This window comes from Magnetococcus sp. PR-3, from assembly GCF_036689865.1.
In the GTDB taxonomy this organism is placed as follows: Bacteria; Pseudomonadota; Magnetococcia; order Magnetococcales; family Magnetococcaceae; genus Magnetococcus.
Genome location: NZ_JBAHUQ010000034.1, coordinates 1 through 19369 on the forward strand (window position 1 = coordinate 1; position 19369 = coordinate 19369).

The 19369-nt window shown below is 49.6% G+C and carries 19 protein-coding genes and 3 tRNA genes; 2 read left to right on the forward strand and 20 right to left on the reverse strand.

From position 1 onward, the window contains the following. Positions 1-28: 28 nt before the first annotated feature. Positions 29-532, reverse strand: coding sequence for a hypothetical protein (locus V5T57_RS16685; protein ID WP_332892391.1), 504 nt, complete (start codon positions 530-532; stop codon positions 29-31). 260 nt (positions 533-792) lie between these two features. On the opposite strand from V5T57_RS16685, the gene V5T57_RS16690 reads away from it, so the two are divergent. Then, a complete protein-coding gene (locus V5T57_RS16690) occupies positions 793-1977 on the forward strand; it encodes a hypothetical protein (RefSeq protein WP_332892392.1) in 1185 nt (394 codons plus the stop codon). A 20-nt stretch (positions 1978-1997) separates the two neighbouring features. Here the strand turns inward: V5T57_RS16690 and V5T57_RS16695 are convergent, their stop codons facing one another. The 19 genes from V5T57_RS16695 to pheA all read right to left on the reverse strand — a co-directional run bounded on the left by V5T57_RS16695 (position 1998) and on the right by pheA (position 18464). Further along, on the reverse strand, positions 1998-2819 hold the full coding sequence (locus tag V5T57_RS16695; RefSeq protein ID WP_332892393.1) for a PilZ domain-containing protein: 822 nt from the start codon (positions 2817-2819) through the stop codon (positions 1998-2000). A 162-nt stretch (positions 2820-2981) separates the two neighbouring features. Next, on the reverse strand, positions 2982-4361 hold the full coding sequence (locus V5T57_RS16700) for a TatD family hydrolase (RefSeq protein ID WP_332892394.1): 1380 nt from the start codon (positions 4359-4361) through the stop codon (positions 2982-2984). A 176-nt stretch (positions 4362-4537) separates the two neighbouring features. Next, positions 4538-6007: a PSP1 domain-containing protein gene (locus V5T57_RS16705; protein WP_332892395.1), complete on the reverse strand. Its 1470-nt coding sequence runs from the start codon at positions 6005-6007 to the stop codon at positions 4538-4540. A gap of 36 nt (positions 6008-6043) precedes the next feature. Next, the gene (gene holB, locus V5T57_RS16710; RefSeq protein WP_332892396.1) at positions 6044-7054 is read right to left on the reverse strand and encodes a DNA polymerase III subunit delta'; all 1011 of its coding nucleotides are present in this window, start codon (positions 7052-7054) and stop codon (positions 6044-6046) included. After that, positions 7041-7670: a dTMP kinase gene (gene tmk, locus V5T57_RS16715; RefSeq protein ID WP_332892397.1), complete on the reverse strand. Its 630-nt coding sequence runs from the start codon at positions 7668-7670 to the stop codon at positions 7041-7043. Before tmk ends, holB begins: the two co-directional genes overlap by 14 nt. Before the next feature lie 16 nt (positions 7671-7686). Beyond that, positions 7687-8700, reverse strand: coding sequence for an endolytic transglycosylase MltG (gene mltG, locus V5T57_RS16720; RefSeq protein ID WP_332892398.1), 1014 nt, complete (start codon positions 8698-8700; stop codon positions 7687-7689). Between the two features lie 35 nt (positions 8701-8735). Beyond that, positions 8736-9980 (reverse strand): beta-ketoacyl-ACP synthase II, encoded by a 1245-nt coding sequence (gene fabF / locus V5T57_RS16725; RefSeq protein ID WP_332892399.1) that lies wholly within the window; start codon positions 9978-9980, stop codon positions 8736-8738. A 207-nt stretch (positions 9981-10187) separates the two neighbouring features. Next, complete coding sequence (locus tag V5T57_RS16730) at positions 10188-10424, reverse strand: acyl carrier protein (protein ID WP_332892400.1); 237 nt, start codon at positions 10422-10424, stop codon at positions 10188-10190. 220 nt (positions 10425-10644) lie between these two features. After that, entirely contained in the window at positions 10645-11385 is a 741-nt protein-coding gene (fabG, locus tag V5T57_RS16735) for a 3-oxoacyl-ACP reductase FabG (protein ID WP_332892401.1), read from the reverse strand. Between the two features lie 25 nt (positions 11386-11410). Next, positions 11411-12349, reverse strand: a complete 939-nt coding sequence (gene fabD / locus V5T57_RS16740) for an ACP S-malonyltransferase (RefSeq protein WP_332892402.1) — start codon at positions 12347-12349, stop codon at positions 11411-11413. Between the two features lie 192 nt (positions 12350-12541). Next, positions 12542-12907, reverse strand: coding sequence for a hypothetical protein (locus V5T57_RS16745; RefSeq protein ID WP_332892403.1), 366 nt, complete (start codon positions 12905-12907; stop codon positions 12542-12544). A 175-nt stretch (positions 12908-13082) separates the two neighbouring features. Continuing rightward, on the reverse strand, positions 13083-13670 hold the full coding sequence (locus V5T57_RS16750) for a LabA-like NYN domain-containing protein (RefSeq protein ID WP_332892404.1): 588 nt from the start codon (positions 13668-13670) through the stop codon (positions 13083-13085). A gap of 260 nt (positions 13671-13930) precedes the next feature. Continuing rightward, positions 13931-14005, reverse strand: a tRNA-Gly gene (locus tag V5T57_RS16755). Positions 14006-14032: 27 nt separating this feature from the next. Further along, positions 14033-14109 (reverse strand) — tRNA-Cys (locus V5T57_RS16760). Between the two features lie 6 nt (positions 14110-14115). Continuing rightward, a tRNA-Gly gene (locus V5T57_RS16765) sits at positions 14116-14190 on the reverse strand. A 201-nt stretch (positions 14191-14391) separates the two neighbouring features. Continuing rightward, positions 14392-14937 carry a CDP-diacylglycerol--glycerol-3-phosphate 3-phosphatidyltransferase gene (pgsA, locus tag V5T57_RS16770; RefSeq protein ID WP_332892405.1) on the reverse strand — a complete coding sequence of 182 codons (546 nt, stop codon included), beginning with the start codon at positions 14935-14937 and terminating at the stop codon, positions 14392-14394. 11 nt (positions 14938-14948) lie between these two features. Continuing rightward, on the reverse strand, positions 14949-16799 hold the full coding sequence (gene uvrC / locus V5T57_RS16775) for an excinuclease ABC subunit UvrC (protein WP_332892406.1): 1851 nt from the start codon (positions 16797-16799) through the stop codon (positions 14949-14951). Beyond that, entirely contained in the window at positions 16792-17613 is an 822-nt protein-coding gene (lgt, locus tag V5T57_RS16780; RefSeq protein WP_332892407.1) for a prolipoprotein diacylglyceryl transferase, read from the reverse strand. The genes uvrC and lgt overlap by 8 nt, the downstream gene beginning before the upstream one ends. Then, entirely contained in the window at positions 17610-18464 is an 855-nt protein-coding gene (gene pheA / locus V5T57_RS16785) for a prephenate dehydratase (protein WP_332892408.1), read from the reverse strand. Before pheA ends, lgt begins: the two co-directional genes overlap by 4 nt. 141 nt (positions 18465-18605) lie before the next feature. On the opposite strand from pheA, the gene V5T57_RS16790 reads away from it, so the two are divergent. Further along, positions 18606-19367: a class I SAM-dependent methyltransferase gene (locus tag V5T57_RS16790; protein ID WP_332892409.1), complete on the forward strand. Its 762-nt coding sequence runs from the start codon at positions 18606-18608 to the stop codon at positions 19365-19367. The last annotated feature ends 2 nt before the right edge of the window (positions 19368-19369 follow it).

The window sequence follows — 19369 nt, forward strand, 5'->3', positions numbered from 1 at the left end:
TGAGCATTTTGGTAATCCTTCATGCCACTTAACGCGAAGCGGTGGGGGTTGAGCGGCTAAATACCATGTTTTTTTTGCTTCGTGAGCGGATCAAGGCAGAGAACTTGGCTTTTAGATTATTAGAGCAGGTCTGCTTGGCAATTTTTGACTGGGTATAATCCATTGCTGTTTGGTGTAAAATATGGATAAACGTTTGTTGTCTTTCTGAGAGTTTGTAGCTTTTAGCACTATCAATAATACGGTTAAAATGACCTTTCCAACTCAGCCCACACCAACGGGCAATGGCGGAGATCTCACCGGCAATCAATACAGAACGTGCGTCATCAAGATCAATCGGTACATCTATGAGTTTAGCTTTGGCTTGGGTTTTTTTGGCTTGGATATCTGGTTGTTTGGCGCTGTCCCAAAACTGCTTTAAAGAAAGCTCAATGATATCGTTTTTTAATCCATCTGGGATGATGTCTGCAAAAGCCAAGTGTTGCAAGGTGAGAGGAAAGAGAAAGACAAAGAGCATGAAGACTCTAAATTTCATATAGTGAATGCCTTTTGTAATGAAATGATGACTCTTATATAAAATTTAATTTTCGCAGAGCAACTTCTTAATCTCAAGCTTTCTTTTACTATTTTCAGGAAGGATTATAAATTTTCAGGGAGATCTGGGTATTCTGACTGGGAACCCTAAACAAAACAGGCTAAACTGCGCCTTGTTTGGCTACTCTATTCAATCGATGTGTAATGATACTAAAAAAGGGCATATTCATGGGGTCTGGGTCAGCATATCTAGGGCGTTGGATGCTACTCAGTTGTCTCATGCTTATCAGCAGTGGATGCACGTTAAATTTTGATGGGTCTAGTCCGCAGTCCGATGCCCCAGCCAAACAAAAAGCGCACCAAGTCGAGCCAAGTCAAGTTAAGAGCAAAGCGCCGCGGGTCATACCAGAAGGTGCTGTTGCTCAACCCGTTAAAAAAACGTCCCCCACCAAACAGATTCAGCAACAGTCATTACCCTCAGCACACGTTGAACATGTAGATGTGGGTTCTTCTGCAGCCCTTCCCCGCCCCCATGATGTGCAACAGTCCGCCTCACCAAATATGATGGCTCTGGTTGCCCCTAAACGTATGGCGGCCAAATTGGATCGTGCCCCAAGGGTTAGACCTGTCTCTCATTTCAATCAGCAGCCTATTATCAACACGGTTTTAATGGACCGGCCTGTTAGCTTCTCTGTGTCAACACTGCATAAGCACATTCACCGTTTTATCGATGAAAAACGCTTTGAAGTGATCTCTGGCCCAACGAAACAAAGCCATGCAGGTCAGTATACCATTCGCTACCGCGATACCCACTTCTCCGTCCAGATCTTAGACCGTCCTTTGCCTGTCACGTACTTTAGCAAGACTCTTGAGCACTCTCCTGACCGAGATCTGTACTTAAAATTAGTTCGTGGACACCGTGGGCATTTAATCACTCGGCCGACAACCATACCAAAGGATATGAATCAATTTTTGACCATTGCTGATGACACCATGGCGCTATCTTATATTCTAGCCGATCAAGGGCGCCCGGTTCTCAACTATTGGGAAAGTAGTAAGCGCCTGATCATGTGGTCACGTTTTGTTATGTACAAACGCGCTTTAGGGATGGTGTTTGAGCGGCTCAGTCATAATGATCCCAATGCTTTTGACTACCTACCTATTCGGCTATGGGTACGCTTTGCCGTGGAAAAACAGTCTGGTTTGTATCTGTTAAAAAGTAAGGGGCTAAAACGGTTTACTGGCGCTGAGCTTGAGCGTTATGTTGATATACGCCGAGGGCAGGAGTTTTTATATGACTCCCAGGATGAGATCTTGGAATATGCGCGGTATTGGATTGAAATGGGCAAACGCATAGAGCCAGGTAAAGCCGTTACACTGGCCAATGGCCACCGGTTTGTGGGGGTTGTGTCGCAACGCGATACGGGCTTTATTACTCTGAAATAGTTTAACAATAAATAATTAATTTAATCTTTACTAAACAGACGTGTACGTTTGGTCAAGCTCATACGTTGAGCCAGAGAAACAACCTTACCTAATGCTTCATTGATGTCGAAGGATCCGACTAAGAAACGTACACGGTACCCTGTATACCCCTCTTTACTAAACTGCCCAATCACAATGCTATCGACTCTGATCGGTGGACCTTCTGGCCAGTAAATGACCGTTTCTACACGTGAGCCTTCTGTAATTTTGGCAATCTTATCTTTGTAGTAGATGGCCACCCCACCGGTGCTGATATCATACGCCTTCGCATTAAACTTCACACCTGATTCGCGAATGATTTCCAAGTTGAATTTCCACTGAGATTCAAGCTTGGCACGTACCATGGCCCGTTTTTGCGGTTCTTGCTGAAGGTAGCGAGGAAAACTGAGCTGAATGGTTTTGCCTTCAATAATCTTCTGAAAACGCAGCTTGGTGCGCACCAGATGTAGCTCGGTGAACATGGAGATATCGACAAAGACAGCACTGCGAATTTTGATATTTCCTAAGGGCGGGTCCAAGGCATCAATTAAGACATACCGGGCCTGTTCCAGGTAGGAAGTTTCTTCATTCTCTTTTTCAAAATAGGTGAAAAAGGTAAAAGCATCCCCTTCCTCAAGCTGAAGCTGAACAGGCAGATGCTCCTCGATTGCGCGGGTGACGATCTTGATGATCATCTCCTCTTCCTCAATCTTATGGCAGCCGTCCTCGTCTGCAACAGCGAGGTCCTTGCCCTTTCCTTTACCTGTTTGAATCAGGCTTTTCAGAAAGCGCTTGGTTTTGCCTTCATTCTTAGTTTCAGCCACAGGTTCATGGACTCCTGATATTGCTTCCCCCTGCTGATATCGGGTGAAAGCATCGTCTAAATATCCGTTTTGCAGGTACAGACCTAAAACGGGGGTAGTTCTTCTGACCCTATCGGTCAAATTCCTTCTTCAGATAACAAAAAAGTGAAGTGGTGCCACTTGTTATCCGACTAAATCCAATTGCCGAGCTCTAAATTTAACACCTTTTTGACGGGCAATTTTGGCACACGCTGAAATATCTACCCCTTCTAGACCATTAATTGCGGTCAGCGTAACTTCAGGAATATAGGTTTTTACGCTATCTACAAATGCCAATAAACCATCATAAGCACCTGTTTTTCCTGGGACACAATGCTGATCATAGATCTCAGCATTTTGGGCATTGAGCGAGATAGAAATTGCATCAATCAATCCAGCCATTTGTGGAGTTACATCTTTCCCATACACAAAGTTTGCCAAACCGTCTGTATTGAGACGAACCTTTTTACCTTGCTCTTTTGCAGCTTTGGCGACTTGCAACATAACCTCTATGCGTAAGGTTGGTTCGCCATAACCACAAAAGACAATTTCATCAAAGGCGTCCAACTCACCAAAAGCCCCAATAAGTTCATCACTACTCGGGTTTGCCTTAAGTCCGAGATCAAAATCATGTACTTCAGGGGCAGCCCATTTGGGACAAAACTGACATTTCAAGGTACATCCATGGGTGACATTCATATACAAACGGTTGCCAATGGGATAGGCCAAAACACCTTTATCGCTGGTTCTTGCTAGATCAATTCGAAAAAGCCGACGGTAATTCTCTGTAGTCATATCGGCCAGGTCTTTGGCATTAATACCGCGTAACTTGGCGATGGTTTTGGTTGTAAGCTCTACAAAGGCTGGTTCATTGCGTTTACCCCGCTTGGCTAAAGGGGACAGATAAGGTGCATCAGTCTCTACCAGTAAACGGTCTGCCGGAATATAGCGGGCAATTTCTTGTAATTCCTGGGCTGAACTAAAAGTGACAATACCTGAGAGTGAAATATAATAGCCCTGGTCTAGTGCCCAAGTAGCCATATCCTTGCTACCTGTAAAACAGTGGATAACCCCACCACACTCTGAGGCCTTCTCCTCTTCCATAATGGTGCGCGTGTCTGCCTCTGCTTCCCGTGTATGGATAACCAACGGAAGGTTAGCGTGCCGGGCCGCTTGAATGTGGGTACGCAGCACCGTACGTTGGTTCCCCCGATCGGCATTGTCATAGTGGTAGTCTAGCCCAGCTTCCCCAATGGCAACCACTTTGGGGTTCTGAGCCAAGGTGACAATTTCCTCAGCCGTACATGTAACATACTCATCCGCATAGTGTGGGTGCACTCCCACAGTTGTATAGATATGCGGACGCTTTTGTGTCAGTGCTAATAGGGCTTCAACCTCATCCAGACGGGTTCCTATGGTGTTGATATAGCGCACGCCTCGTTTACGTGCGTGGTCCAAGACCGTGTCCAAATCCTCTTTAAAGGCATCAAAGGTCAAGTGCGCATGGCTATCAGCAAGGTACATGGTTGAAATCCGAATGGTGTTTGAGGGGGCATTTGATAAAGCCCCCTTAGGATGATTAATCGCGACGAACCTTAATTACGGCCTCAAACTAAACGACAAACGCTTAGGTTCTTTAGAGATAGGTAAAAGCCCGATTTATCATCGGGCTTCGTCGGTGTGATATGAAGGCTTATCAGTTAAGACTCGCTTTTGGTCTCAGAGTTTCCATTTCCCCCCCGGCGTCGCCTGCGTCGACGACGACGTTTGGGGGCTTCTCCTGAGCCTTTTTCTTGATCCCCTGCTGGAGCAGGTGGGGAGGAAGGACTTGCCTGTTGTGGTTGTTGAGTGGTCTTATTCTCAGCTTCGGCAGAGTTCGGTTTACGACGACGGCGACGGCGACGTTTTTTAGGTTCTTCCCCACTTGCTGACTTTTCAGCATTTTCCTCAGCTGGTGCGGGTGTCACACTTTGAGAAGCTGGCTTTTCTCCAGCAGTTTGGTTAGCCTCCTGCCGATCTTTATTGCGACGTCGTCGGCGGCGTTTACGACCACTCTTTTCTTCTTCATTCTCCCCACGTTCTTCTTGAGTCTTGGGGGTGGGTTTATCATTTGGTTGAGCAATGGCTTCGGCAACAACCTGATGGATCACAGGCTCTTCAACCTTAGGTTCAGGTGTTGTTCCCTCTACTTCATGGTTAAGCTCTTCGACGGTGAGTGTCTTACGGGTACGGTCTGAAAATTGGATTTCGACCGATTGGGAGATCGGGTGAACCACACGAATGGCAACCTCCTCCCCATTGGCCAGCATCATACGAGATTTTGGCTTCGGTAAGCCCTTACGCATATCGCTGTAGACATCATTCTCATAAGACAGGCAGCACATTAACCGCCCACACACACCAGAAATAGAGTCGGGATTCAGGGAGAGATCCTGATTTTTTGCCATACGTACTGAAACAGGGTGAAACTTGTTCAAATGTGAAGAACAGCAAAGATTACGACCACAAGGTGCCATCCCACCCAGTAGTTTGGCTTCATCCCTTACCCCTAACTGGCGCATCTCTACCCGCATGCTTAGCTCACCGCTAAGCTGCTTGACCAGTGCACGGAAATCGACCCGGTTTTCTGCGGTAAAATGAAAAATGGCCTTATTACTCCCCTGAATGGAGACCTTGGAGAGTTTCATCGGGAGCTGTTGTTCACGGATAAGTTGTCGACACAGACGGTAGGCGCTTTTTTCCCGCTGTTCACGGGTCTCTTGAACCTGTTTATCCTGATCGGTCATGCGCCGAATAATACGGGTCACAGGGCCACAAAAAAGATTGTTTTTATTTTGCGGGTCCCATGGCGCAACATGGGTAACGCGGCCAGGAATAACTTCCCCAGCACGGTTTTCCAACAAAATGGCATCCCCACTACTCAGGTTAGCAATACGCGACTTGATCTGGTAGACCATGCAGGAGCTTTCCATACGAAAGCCAACCAACCGGTGTTGGTTATTGCGCCCTTTTCGTCCCTCTTTTGACGTTTGCTTCTGCTCTTCTTGACCAGGCGATGCTGCGCTACCCGCATCTGGCTGGGTCTCTATTGTTGAACTTGAGGAGGGTTGGGATGTTTCCAACAGAGCGCTCTGATCCTGAGGATCAGAAGGCGATTCGATCTCGGACATTGCCGGGAATTCCTTCTTAACACACATGTGGCAGGTTTAGGTCGCCAGTCGGGTGATGCGAATAAACAGATGTTCCAGCATCAGAGGGCGGTTCAGATTAAAAACCCTAGCTTCATCCACCATACGTGTAAACTGTTGCGCAAGCGTCAACCACTCCCGGTTACGGGTTGATTGAGCTTGGTGGTTATTGGATTGATCTTGATCTAATAAATTAGCACGAATATGGGACTGAAACCAGAACTCCAACAGCATAGTGGTGGTTTCAAACAGCTCTGCTTTTCCCCATCTTGCGGCGAGATCACAGATGGTCCCTAAATCCGTGCCCTTTAACAGTTGTGCCATATCTTGCCAAAGCTCCTGACGTTGTGTGGGTAACTCCCCTTCACACAACGCCAAGGCACGACCCATGCTACCCCCAGCCATCTCAATCGCACTTTCCATGGCCTGATCTGTTAAAGGCGGCTCAGTTTTATGATTTTTGAGTAGTTTTCTAAGGATATCCGCTTCAAGTGGAACAAAGCGGATGGCTTGACAGCGGGAGCGTATGGTAGGTAACAGGGCACCAGGGCTTTGGGTTGTAAGAATAATTAAAGATTGAGCAGGAGGCTCTTCCAAGGTTTTTAACAGGGCGTTCGCTGCACTGGCATTCATCAGGCTGACTTCATCAATAACAGCGACTTTATAGTTTGAGAGCAGCGGTGTTAAGGCAACAAAGTGAGTTAAATCACGGACCTGATCAACTAAGAGTTGGGTTCGTCCATCCTGCTTCTCAAGCCATAAAAGGTCTGGGTGGCCTCCACTGTCAAAGCGGGCACAGGAGCTACAGTGACCACACCCACTCTCGGGTAGAGTACCACTGGCATTGAGCGCGTGTTCCCCTACTTCATGACAGAGCGTTCGCTGAACCAAGGCACGGACCGTACTTTTTTTACCCACGCCCGCAGGGCCATAAAAGAGCAACCCATGGGCTAAACGTCCTGCGGCGATGGCACTGGTTAAGCCATCTAAAGCACCTTGTTGCCCCAATATTTGATTAAATTGAAGCAAGGAGTGCCTCCGTATGGTTCCACACCTGCGCTGAGACCTGTTCCATACTTTGATCCGCTTGGATGATTTTGACCCTCTTGGGATTTTGTTGGGCAATGCGTTGAAAGGCCTGACGTACGGTCTGGTGAAAAGAGAGAGCTTCCTGCTCAAAGCGCTGCTCTTTTCCGCCACGTCGGTGGCTGCGGGCTAAGCCCTCATGGGGGTCAAGATCCAAAACCAGGGTTAAATCAGCGCAAACATCCCCCCTAATCCACTGCCCTAGCTGTTTAAGCCATGTTTCATCCCCACCCCTAGCGGCCCCTTGGTAAGCCATGGTGCTGTCTTCAAACCGGTCACACAAGACCCAGGTTCCTGCTTCAAGTGCGGGACGAATGACTTGTCGAATATGCTCATGTCGTGCAGCTAAAATCAGCAACAGTTCGGATGTACCATCCAAGTCATTACCACGCCCCGTTACCAGTATTTCACGAATACGTTCACTGATGGCGCAGCCGCCTGGTTCACGGGTACGTAGAACCTGATGCCCCTGATCCGTTAAACGTATGGCCAAGCGTTCAATTTGGGTGGTTTTTCCTGCACCTTCTCCACCCTCAAATGTAATGAATTTACCCAACATGCTCGGCCCTTCGTTTTCATTTCCGATTTTTACGCAACTGTTTGAGGTAGGTTTTGACGTTGCGATTGTGCTCTTTCAGTGTCCGTGCAAACCGATGGCTACCTGAACCATCCCCCCGAGCAACAAAGTATAAAGCGTTGGTTTTTTTGGGGTGTAATACAGCCGTAATCGCCCCAGCCCCTGGTGAGCAGATAGGGGTCGGAGGAAGAGCAGAAATGGTATAGGTATTATAAGGGGTGGGGGTTCGTAAATGTTTACGGGTGATATTACCCCGATAATCTTTAATACCATAGATCACGGTCGGGTCACTCTGTAACCGCATGCGTCGCGCCAGACGGTTATGAAAGACACCTGCGATCTCAGGGCGCTCTGCAGCAGCACCGGTCTCTTTTTCGACAATAGAGGCTAAGATCAGGGTTTCATAACGACTAAGCTTCTTCTGCTCTTTAGGGGTTGCCCCCCACGCTTTATCAAGCACCTGCTGCATGCGTTGCACCATGCGCTGGGCAATTCCCCAACCCTGCTCATTGGCTTCATAATAGTAGGTGTCAGGAAACAAAAGACCTTCGAGAGTCTGTTGTGGGACGCCGAGTCTTTCACGCCCTTGTGGGGTTAATAAAGCGGAACCTGCACCAGACCAGCCTTTTTCATTAAACCGCTGAGCAATTTGCTTAAGAGAGATCCCTTCAGGAAAGGTCACCATGTAACGCACCACATCTGTAGAGCGTAAACGCAATAGAATCTGCTCCGGTGTCATCCCCTTCTCAATGGCAAATGTTCCTGCTTTGAGAGCTGCCCCTGGTTTATGTCTGTTCATTAGGCGGAAAAAAAGCGCGGAGTCAATAACCCCCCGCGCTTCTAATTGCTGCGCTGTTTTTCCCACACTCCAACCCCGAGCGACCACAAAATCCAGGTTTTGTGGTGCTTGTTGCTGAAGAAAAGCCTCATAACGCATCCAGGCAAAGCCTGCCGAACCGGTGGTGGCAACAAGGATGAGCAGAAGTAGGTAAAAAAACAGTTTTTTCAACATTCAAGCCTGTATTCAACGTGAACTAAAACAGGCTATCAGGGGACCCGTTTCAGCACCAGTGTTGCGTTGGTACCACCAAATCCAAATGAGTTGGAGAGTGCAGCCTCTACCTGTTCCTGGCGTGCTGTGTGGGGTACATAGTCCAGATCACATTCAGGATCAGGATCATCCAAGTTAATGGTCGGGGGAATAACCCCTTCATGCAGTGCTTTGGCGGTAAAGATGGCTTCAATACCACCCGCAGCCCCCAGAAGGTGCCCGGTCATGGATTTGGTCGAAGAGACCATGACTTTTTTGGCTTCGCTTTCACCAAAGATTTTCTTCACAGCTTTGGTCTCAATGATATCCCCTTGAGGGGTTGAGGTACCGTGGGCATTGATATACCCGATCTGCTGAGGATCAATTTGGGCATCTTTTAGAGCAGCTGTCATGCAGCGGGCCGCGCCATCACCACTGGGGTGTGGAGCCGTAATATGGTGGGCATCTCCTGACATGCCGTAACCAATGAGCTCTGCATAAATACGGGCTCCACGCGCCTTGGCGTGCTCATAACTTTCCACAACCACCACACCCGCACCATCGGATTGGACAAAACCATCCCGGCCGGTATCCCAGGGACGTGAGGCACGGGTGGGATCATCATTACGGGTAGAGAGCGCACGGGCTGCAGCAAAGCCGCCAATACCCAGCTCACAAATGGCTGCTTCAGCACCACCGGCCACCATGACATCCGCTTCACCACGTTGGATAATACGCATGGCATCGCCAATGGCGTGGGTACCTGTGGCACAAGCTGTCACAACCGAATGGTTTGGACCGCGAAGGCCATATTTAATGGCAAGCTGGCCGGAGACCAAGTTGATCAAAGACATCGGGATAAAGAAGGGAGAGATACGACGAGGGCCCTTCTCTTTCAGCGCAATGGCTTGATTTTGAATGGCGATCAAACCACCAATACCAGAACCAATAATGGCGCCGTAGCGGTAGCTCTCTTCCTCTTCAGGCTCTTCCAGGCCACTGTCTTCCCAGGCTATCTGTGAAGCCGCCATCCCATAATGGATGAAGCGGTCCATCTTTTTGACCTCTTTTTTGTGAATCCACTGTTCCACGTCGAAGTTTTTAATTTCACCGCCAATTTTACAGGCGTAGGCTTCGGTATCGAAGGAGGTCAAAGGTGCAATACCAGACTCACCTGCGATCAGCTTGGTCCAGGTTTCGTCATTGCCCACACCCAGAGGGGTAACCAGACCAACACCGGTGATGACAACTCTGTGATTCACGGAGCGAACCCTTTCGACAGCTTCCTAAAAGCCAATTCTCAACCTTTGAGCAGACTTTTTAGGGAAGGTTAATGCAATAAATCAATACGCTACAAGATGGAACGGCACACGGCGTCCTGCACAATAAGAACAGGACGCCGTGGCTATGGTCACCGTATGGGTTGAGTATGTGATCCTAGGAAATCCACACCTCTCCCAAAACGGATCTTATTCCATGTTCTCGCCAATGTACTTAATGGCGTCATTCACCGAGGCGATTTTCTCGGCGGTTTCGTCGGGGATCTCGCAGCCGAACTCTTCTTCGAAAGCCATTACCAGCTCTACGTTATCCAGGGAGTCAGCACCCAGGTCTTCGACAAACTTGGCGTCGTCGGTCACTTTGTCCAGGTCAACACCCATTTGCTCTGCAACGATCTTTTTGACACGTTCCGCGATATCACTCATCGGTTCGCTTCCTCTGTTGTTCTTAAAGAAAGGTGATGGATAGATACGGTAGCTTTTTAAAAAGTATACCGCTTATCCCCTCCAGATTGTTTTATATAGCACAGCCGCCCCCCCACTAGCACGGGGAAATAGCTTTTTACTGCCCTTTTTCGAAGCAAATGCTCGAATAGCCGGAATCTCCGCCTACCAAAGCTTTATAAAAAGGGCAATGACCACTTAATCACATATACATGCCACCATTGACATGTATGGTTTCCCCTGTGATATAGCGGGCTTCATCTGAGGCCAAAAAGCCAATGGCTGAGGCAATGTCATCAACACTACCCATGGCGCCCATGGGGATCTGCCCCAAGATGGCTTCTTGAGCCTTTTCATTCAGCTTTTCCGTCATTGCCGTCTGGATGAACCCGGGCGCGACACAGTTGACGGTAATGCCTCGGCTAGCCACCTCTTTAGCCAAGGATTTGCTAAAACCAACCAGTCCTGCTTTGGCCGCCGTATAGTTGGTTTGTCCAGCATTACCACTAAAACCAACCACCGAGGTCACATTGACAATGCGACCATAGCGGGTCTTCATCATGGTACGAATAACACGCTTGGATAGCTTAAAAACACTACTTAGGTTAAGTGCGATGACCTGATCCCACTCATCATCCTTCATACGCATGAACAGGTTGTCACGGGTAATGCCGGCATTGTTGACCAGAATATCGACACCACCGAAGCTCTCCTGGGCAAAGGCCACCAGTTTATCTAGATCTTCATCCACGCCAATATTGGCCGCAATCCCCTCGGCCACGCCACCATCAGCACGGATGGCCTCTAGTGTCTCTTCAATTTTCTCAGTTCGGGTACCGGTGACGACCACACGACACCCGCGTTTGGCTAACAGCTTGGCCGCTTCCTGACCGATCCCTGCGGTAGAGCCGGTAACGATTGCAACGCGATCACTCATCTTCATGTTCCTTTAAAGCGATGACAGAAAGTTAACCCAAATCAGCCAGGGAAGTGAGGTCGTCGGGTCCATTGATGGTAACCCCTTTAACGCCTTTATCAATTCTGCGCAGCATGCCGGTTAGAACCTTGCCTGTTCCAATCTCCACAAAGGTATCGACCCCTTGGGCGATCATGGCGCGAATGGAGTCTTCCCAGCGAACCGAGCCACATACTTGCTCAACCAACTGTTTGCGTACCATCTCTGCATCGGTGGTCACCGCGGCGTTGACGTTGGCAACCAGGGGAATGGTGAGATTATTCATTGTGGTTTTGGCGAGAGCCGCTTCCATGGCATCGGCTGCAGGCTGCATTAAAGGGCAATGGAAAGGGGCAGATACAGGTAGCATGACACAGCGCTTGGCCCCCTTTTCCTTGGCGAGAACCACCGCACGTTCAACCGCTGCTTTGTCACCAGAAATCACAATTTGTGAGGGATTGTTGTAGTTGGCCGGTACGCAGGCTTTGCCCAGCTCTTCACGGGCGGCTTGGCACACTTCCTCGACTACTGCAGCATCCATATTCAGCATAGCGGCCATGGCCCCAACACCAACCGGAACCGCTTTTTGCATCGCGTCCCCACGCAGGCGGGTCAAACGCACCGCATCCGCAAAAGAGAGCCCACCGGCCGCACAGATCGCCGCATATTCCCCTAAAGAGTGCCCAGCGACAAATGCGGGCTGAATGTCACTATGTTTGCGGACCAAGGTATAGGCTGCCATCGCCGTAACGACGAGAGCAGGCTGAGTATTACGGGTCAGGGTTAGCTCCTCCTCTGGCCCGTTGAACATTAATCCCGTTAGATCATCCCCAAGCGCAGCATTGGCCTGTTCAAAAAGATCTGCACAGTCGCCATCAGCCTCTTTGAGCTGTTGTCCCATGCCGACAGCCTGGGAACCTTGGCCTGGAAAAAGAAACGCAACCTTACCCATCAGCCCATATCCTCCTAAAAACAGGCGGCATGACGGTGTCAGCAGCCTGCATCCGTTATAAAAAAGGGAGTCCCTATCTTGAAGCAAAGCCTCTGCAAGGTCCAGGAGTTATAGGTGTAAAAACAGTTAAGCGGCTTGAAACTCAGGGTCTCAAGCCGCTTAGCAGAAAAACCATAATATTCGGGTTTTCTATCAGGTCTGTCCAGCTTCCATTTTTAAAAAGGCAAAGGCTGCAAAAGCGCGAGACTCGGCCTCACTTTCAAACTCAGGTGTCGCATGGTGTGCACCATCTTCAGGCCACCACTCTACATGGCATTGACGTCCACCATCCTGACGCCCATGACCTTCGACATGGCAAGCAATGCGTACGGGTGCCGACTCCTCCAGCAGCATCCAGGCACGATCCATGGCAACTTGAGCTTCCCCAATATCGGTGCAATAACGTGGAATGGATGTGCCGCTACGGTTATCGCCTAATACCGATGCGAGCAGTTCATCTTTTGCGCGAGACTCGGGCTGAGCCTGCCATTGGTTGAATAGTCTTTCGACAACGTTCATCACAGCCTCCCCATTGCTACCCACCCATCATGACGTACATAAGGGTATGTATGTTCAATCTTTATCAAGATTAGACTGTTTCTGAATCAAAAAGATCAATGACGGCCATTTTTTTGAGTGTCTATACATAAAAAAAGCCGCCAAACGGCGGCTTTTTTATCGATCACACCTCAGTTTAAGGCATGCTTGGTGCGCCACCCTGCTGTCCTTGGGAGGGGTCCCGCTGGAGGTGTTCTTTAATGCGGTTCAGCTCAATGAAGTAGTCAGCCTGACGGCGTAACTCATCGGCAATCATGGGGGGTTGCGTCATTAAGGAGCTGATGACGGTTACAACTTTACCCTGATCTTGAGCAACCTCAACCACACTACGGAAGTCCCCATCACCTGAGAACAGAACCGCGTGATCGTAGTAAGGGGCCAGTTTCATCATATCAACGGCAATTTCGATATCCATATTGCCTTTGGTACGCTTGTGGCCGGTTACGGGGTCCACATACTCTTTGATGGGCTTGGTTACGACGGAGTAGCCGTTATAGGCCAGCCAGTCAACCAAAGGACGGATGGGAGAGTACTCCTGGTCGTCACCCAGCGCTGTAAAGTAGTAGGCTCTGACCAGATTGGCCTGAGACCGGAAGTAGCGCAGTAGCTTTTTGTAATCGAAATCAAAACCGAGGGAGCGGATGGCTGCATAGAGGTTAGAGCCATCGATAAAGACCATTACCCGCTCGTTTTGGCGGAAAATCTGATCGTAAGCGTTACTCATGGGAAGATCCTGAACCGTAAAAACAGAATGGTTTAAGCTCTATAACCGCTGTTGAGGCGTTAACAGTGTTACCAGAGCCGTAAAATCGCGATATGACCCGACTTTATTATAAATAAAAAAAAGAAGAACCTGTCGCGGATAAATGTAAGATTGACTGTAACACTAGGGGATGCGGACCGTAAAGTCACGTGAAACTTTTCGATAGGTTACGTCTATTTTTAGATGACAATTTTAAGATTTGGAGAGGGGAAGGAAAAAGTTGGAGCGGGAGAAGGGATTTGAACCCTCGACATCGACCTTGGCAAGGTCGCGCTCTACCCCTGAGCTACTCCCGCATGCACTTTTTTTAGACTTGGTATAGCTGGAGGCCGGGGTGGGATTCGAACCCACGAATAAAGGTTTTGCAGACCTCAGCGTTAGACCACTTCGCCACCCGGCCGAAAAATGGAGCGGGAGAAGGGATTTGAACCCTCGACATCGACCTTGGCAAGGTCGCGCTCTACCCCTGAGCTACTCCCGCATACCTACTGTGATTTCGGCACTCACATCGATGATTGATTATTTGTGATCATCCCTGGTTAGGAACTGTTTAATCACTCAATCCGTCATCGGGTGGAGGGGAATATAAGAGATCCCCCCTACCGGGTCAAGACCTTTTTAACGAAACCGTTAAAAAAAATGAAAGCTGCCGTGACAAGACCCAAAAAACTAAAACAAAGATTCAGCTTGCCCCTTCCATGATATGGGGCCAAACACTACGGATATAAAGATAGGCGGACCAGACAGCCAAAATAGCAGAGCTATAGAGGAGTATTTGCCCCAGGTTATGTAAGGCAATACCAAAAAAGGCATCGTGGAGCAGTAAAAGGGTGATACCACTCATCTGAATGGCGGTTTTCCATTTGCCCACCCAAGAGACAGGTACGCCACTGCCTTTGCCAGCCATGAACTCCCGGAGTGCCATAATGACAATTTCACGGGCCACCAAGATGAGTACCGCCACCATATGCGCGCGCTGTTCAGCCAAAAGAATGATCAGTGCGGCAATGACCAACAGCTTATCGGCAACGGGATCAAGAAACTTGCCAAAGGAGGTCATCTCCCCCCGACTACGGGCTAGATACCCATCCAGCCAATCGGTTAAAGAGGCAAGGATGAAGAGAGCCGTTGACGTAAGATGCCCTTGATCACCAGGCAGGTAGACCGAGGCGATAAAAAAGGGAATTAAGACAACACGAGAGACCGTTAATTTATTCGGTAGATTCATAAGATCCGTATTCAGCCAGATGTCTCATCCAGGGCATCCATAATGGTGCGGGCTAGATGGGTAGAAAAACCGGGTAGTGCAGCGATCTCCTCTTGTGAGGCTTCACGTACCCCTTTGACGGAACCAAACTGTTTAATGAGTACCTTCTTACGGCTGGGGCCGACACCCGCAATACCATCGAGTAGTGATCGTGTCTGGCGTTTCCCCCGTCGGTTACGATGAAAGCCAATAACAAAACGGTGTGCTTCATCCCTAACCACCTGCAAAAAGTGCAACAGTGGTGAATCCTCAGGCAGTATAAGCGGATTGCTTTGAGCGGGCAAGAAAAGCCGCTCCTGTCCGGCGTTACGTTCAGGACCTTTGGCGATGGCTGTAAAAAGAACCCCATCAATCTGCAGATCTTCGACCACTTTTAACGCCGCGTTCAGTTGAGCAATACCGCCATCCAGCAGCACAATATCTGGCCAACGCCCCTCCCCCTCTTTGAGACGTTTGAAGCGACGGGTAAGGACAGCAATCATACGGGCTGTATCATCTGGGGCGCCAGACTCTTCCAGATTAAATTTACGATACTGGTTTTTTTCAAATCCCTCAGGACCAAACACCACCATGGCACCAACGGCATTGCTGTCCTGCATGTGGGAGTTATCGTAAATTTCAATACGCTGAGGAGGTTCCGAAAGATTAAATATCTCTTGCAAACCCTCCAGCTGATCCCGAACATGATCTCGGCTGGACTGGTACTGTTTTAAAGCTTGCTGTGCATTTTCCTGGGCCATCTCCAGCAAACGGCGACGCTCCCCCCGTTGAGGGTGCAATAACTTGACCCGTTTACCCAATCGCTCACTTAAAGCCTCCTCCAGCATCTCTTGTTCCAAGGGGAGATACTCAAGGAGGATCTCCGGTGGAGGCGGTTTATCCAGATAAAACTGGCTGACAAAAGCTTGAAGGATAATGGTCGGGTCCTCCTCCTCACCTTTATCCAAAAAGAAGGCTCGGTTGCCTAAATTGATGCCTGCCCTGATAAAAAAGACTTGAACGATCGCCTTCTTCACCCCCACGGAGACACTCATGACATCCAGGTCAACCTCACCGGTTAAGTTTAACCGGCGACGCTCCTGGACATGTTCAATGCCATTAATACGGTCACGTAGTCTGGCGGCCCCTTCAAAATCCCGATCTTGAGCAGCCTGCCACATATCCTCTTTAAGGGCTTTAACCAGCTGTTTATCTTTGCCTTCCAAAAACAGGCTGACCTGATCCACCATTTTTCCATAGTTGGCCAAGGATATTCGATCACAACACGGTCCACCACAACGGTGAATCTGATATTGCAAGCAGGGCCGTGTGCGGTGGTTAAACTGACTATCCTCACACTGGCGAACAGGAAAGATCTTCTGTAGCCATTTTAAGGTATCTCTAACCGCATGGGTCGAAGGATAAGGGCCAAAAAAACGTCCTGGAATTTTGCGATCACCGCGATAGAGTGCCAGCGCAGGATAATCATGCTGGGTGCTTAGGTGCAGGTAGGGGTAGGACTTGTTATCCTTAAAGACAACATTGTAGCGGGGTTGGTGGGCTTTAATCAGGTTAGCTTCCAGCACCAAAGCATCATTTTCCGTCGCTGTTACGGTAAACTCCAGCCGCTGAATCTGCTTAACCATCACAATGGTTTTGGGGCTATGTCCACTCTGACGGCTAAAGTAGCTGCTCACCCGCTTGCGTAGTGCTTTGGCCTTACCCACATAAAGCAGCTGATCTTCACCATCATAAAAACGGTAAACACCTGGCTTAAGAGGGAGCTGTTTAACAACCCGCTTTAAGCGATCCAACCGCTCCTCTTCACACGCCTTTTCAGCCACTGTTGGCTTTCCCTGAAGGTTCGGCTTGTCCTGGCAACCCTGGAGCCGCATGGGGGCGGAACATCAACCAGCCTCCGAGTACCAGTAGGGGTAAGGTTAACCATTGCCCCATGGATAAGCCCAGGGTAAGAAGGCCCAGGTGGGCGTCGGGTTCTCGCACAAATTCCACCAAAAAGCGGGAGAGACCATACCCCACCATAAAAGCTCCGAGAAGAAATCCACTGGAACGGGTTTTTCGTGCAAGCCAGTTCAAGACAATAAAAAGGACCACGCCTTCTAAGAAAGCCTCATAGAGCTGACTGGGATGGCGGGCATAGGGCCCTGCCCCGGGAAAGACCATCGCCCATGGCAGGTCTGATATACGTCCCCATAGCTCCCCATTGATGAAATTACCAATACGTCCAAAGAGCAGCCCCAACGGCACGATGGGAAACACCAAATCAGCCAGTGTTAAACAGGGAATGTTGGTTTTACGTGAGTAGAGCAGACAAGCGGTTACACCGCCGAGCAATCCACCATGAAAAGACATGCCCCCTTCCCAGATGCGAAGCATGGCCAACGGGTCCGAAATAAAATAGTCAAAGTTGTAGAACAGTACATAGCCAAAGCGCCCCCCAAGAACCAAGCCCAGCAGGGTGTAGACCATGATATCCCCTAAATGATCCACACTCAGTTCAGGCATAACACGTTGTGCACGACGCTTTAGGAGTGGCCACCCAACGATAAAGGAGAGGGTATACATCATGCCATACCAGCGGATAGCCAGCGGGCCGACTTCGAACATGATGGGATCGATTTGGGGAAAGCTGATCATGCTTGTGTCTGCCCCTGGGGACGTAGGGATTCAGGATAGCAACCCAGTACCTTCATGCTATGGGTATAGAACTCCAACTCTTCCAAAGCTTGCTGGGCATTGGGTTGATCCAGGCGTCCCTGAAAGTCCAGATAGAAGTGGTAGCTCCAATCCCGTCCCGCCACCGGACGGGATTCCAAACGGGTCAGGTTAATCCCATTCGTGGCAAACCCGCCCAGGCATTTATACAGTGCAGCCGGTATATGGCGTACTTCAAACAGCAAGCTGGTTTTGCACCCAACTTCGGGCATGGGGATGATGCCATCTTTGGCGATCACTAAAAACCGTGTGGTATTGTTGGCGCTATCCTGGATCTCTTCGGCTAGAATATCCAGATCATAGAGCTCTGCCGCCAGTGCGGATGCAATGGCGGCTTCCCCTTCCCGTTTCTCTTCTTGGAGCGAAGCGGCGGCCCCAGCGGTATCGTAAACCGCCATGCGTGTCCACCCCTGTTTTTTAAGAAAAGTGTGGCATTGAGCCAGAGCCTGTGGGTGTGAATAGACCGTTTTAACTTGGTCGATAGAGGCACCACGGTGCGCCATTAGGCAGTGGCGAACCCGCTGGTAATGTTCACCGATGATATGAAGGTTATGTACAGCCAGCAGGTCGTAGCTATCACTTACAACACCAGCCATGCTGTTTTCAACCGGTAACATACCAAGTTCGGCATCCCCTTGCTCCACGGCAATAAAGACATCTTCAAATGTCTTATACGGACGGGATTCATAACCAGGGAGTTTCTCCCGGCAGGCCTGTTCACTATAGGCGCCGTGGGCACCCTGAAAGGCCACGATTTTTGAGGGGTGATTCATGGTTATCCGATTTCTATTTAAGCGTTGAGCATGGCTCACCGGTGTACATGGAAGCGAAACCCGCTTATTCTACGGCACGGCACCTCAGGAATAAACCACCCATGTGCGGTGCCCCCGGTTTTTTGAGTGAGGTGAGGTTGCATGAGCGTGCTAAGTGTGGTTCCAGCCACGGAATCTCAAATCCAGCAAGCCACAGCGCTGGCCCAGCAGTATGGCTGGCCCCTGTTAGGGGTGGGTGCCCCCTGCCCGACCCCTTTGCTTTTATGGGTTGGCCGTGATGGCTACGCCCTAAAAAGCGGTGATCAAAAGCGGCAAAATCCCATTACCGCCAAGTTGACAGCAGGAGCGATTCCCCCCTCCGGGCCAGAGAGTTGGGTTCGGGGGCAACCATTGGCACGAGCCGTGGGGATTAAGGGGTCTAACCTACCTAGCGTGCTGGATGCAACGGCAGGTTTGGGTGGGGATGGTTGGCTAATGGCCAGAATGGGGTGTGAGGTTATCTTGGCTGAGCGGGTTGCGTTGATGGCCCTTTTATTGTCGGATGGTTTGCAGCAGGCCAAACGTGACCCTGAACGTCACGATGTCGCTCAACGCCTGACCCTACATACCAACGATGCTCGCCAGGTTATGCAAACCCTGCCTGACCCAGTTGAGGTCATCTATCTCGATCCCATGTTTCCCCATGAAGGCAAAGGTTCCCTACCCCGCAAAGCCATGGTCGCGTTACGACAACTGGCAGGGGATGACCAGGATTTGCCTGAACTGTTTGATCAGGCGATGGCAACCGCACAGCGACGGGTGGTCTTAAAGCGTCCCTTAAAAGCCCCCTTGTTAACACAGGCCAAACCTAATTTTCAGCTTAAGGGTCGTAGTACCCGCTTTGATGTCTACACAACCGGTTAATT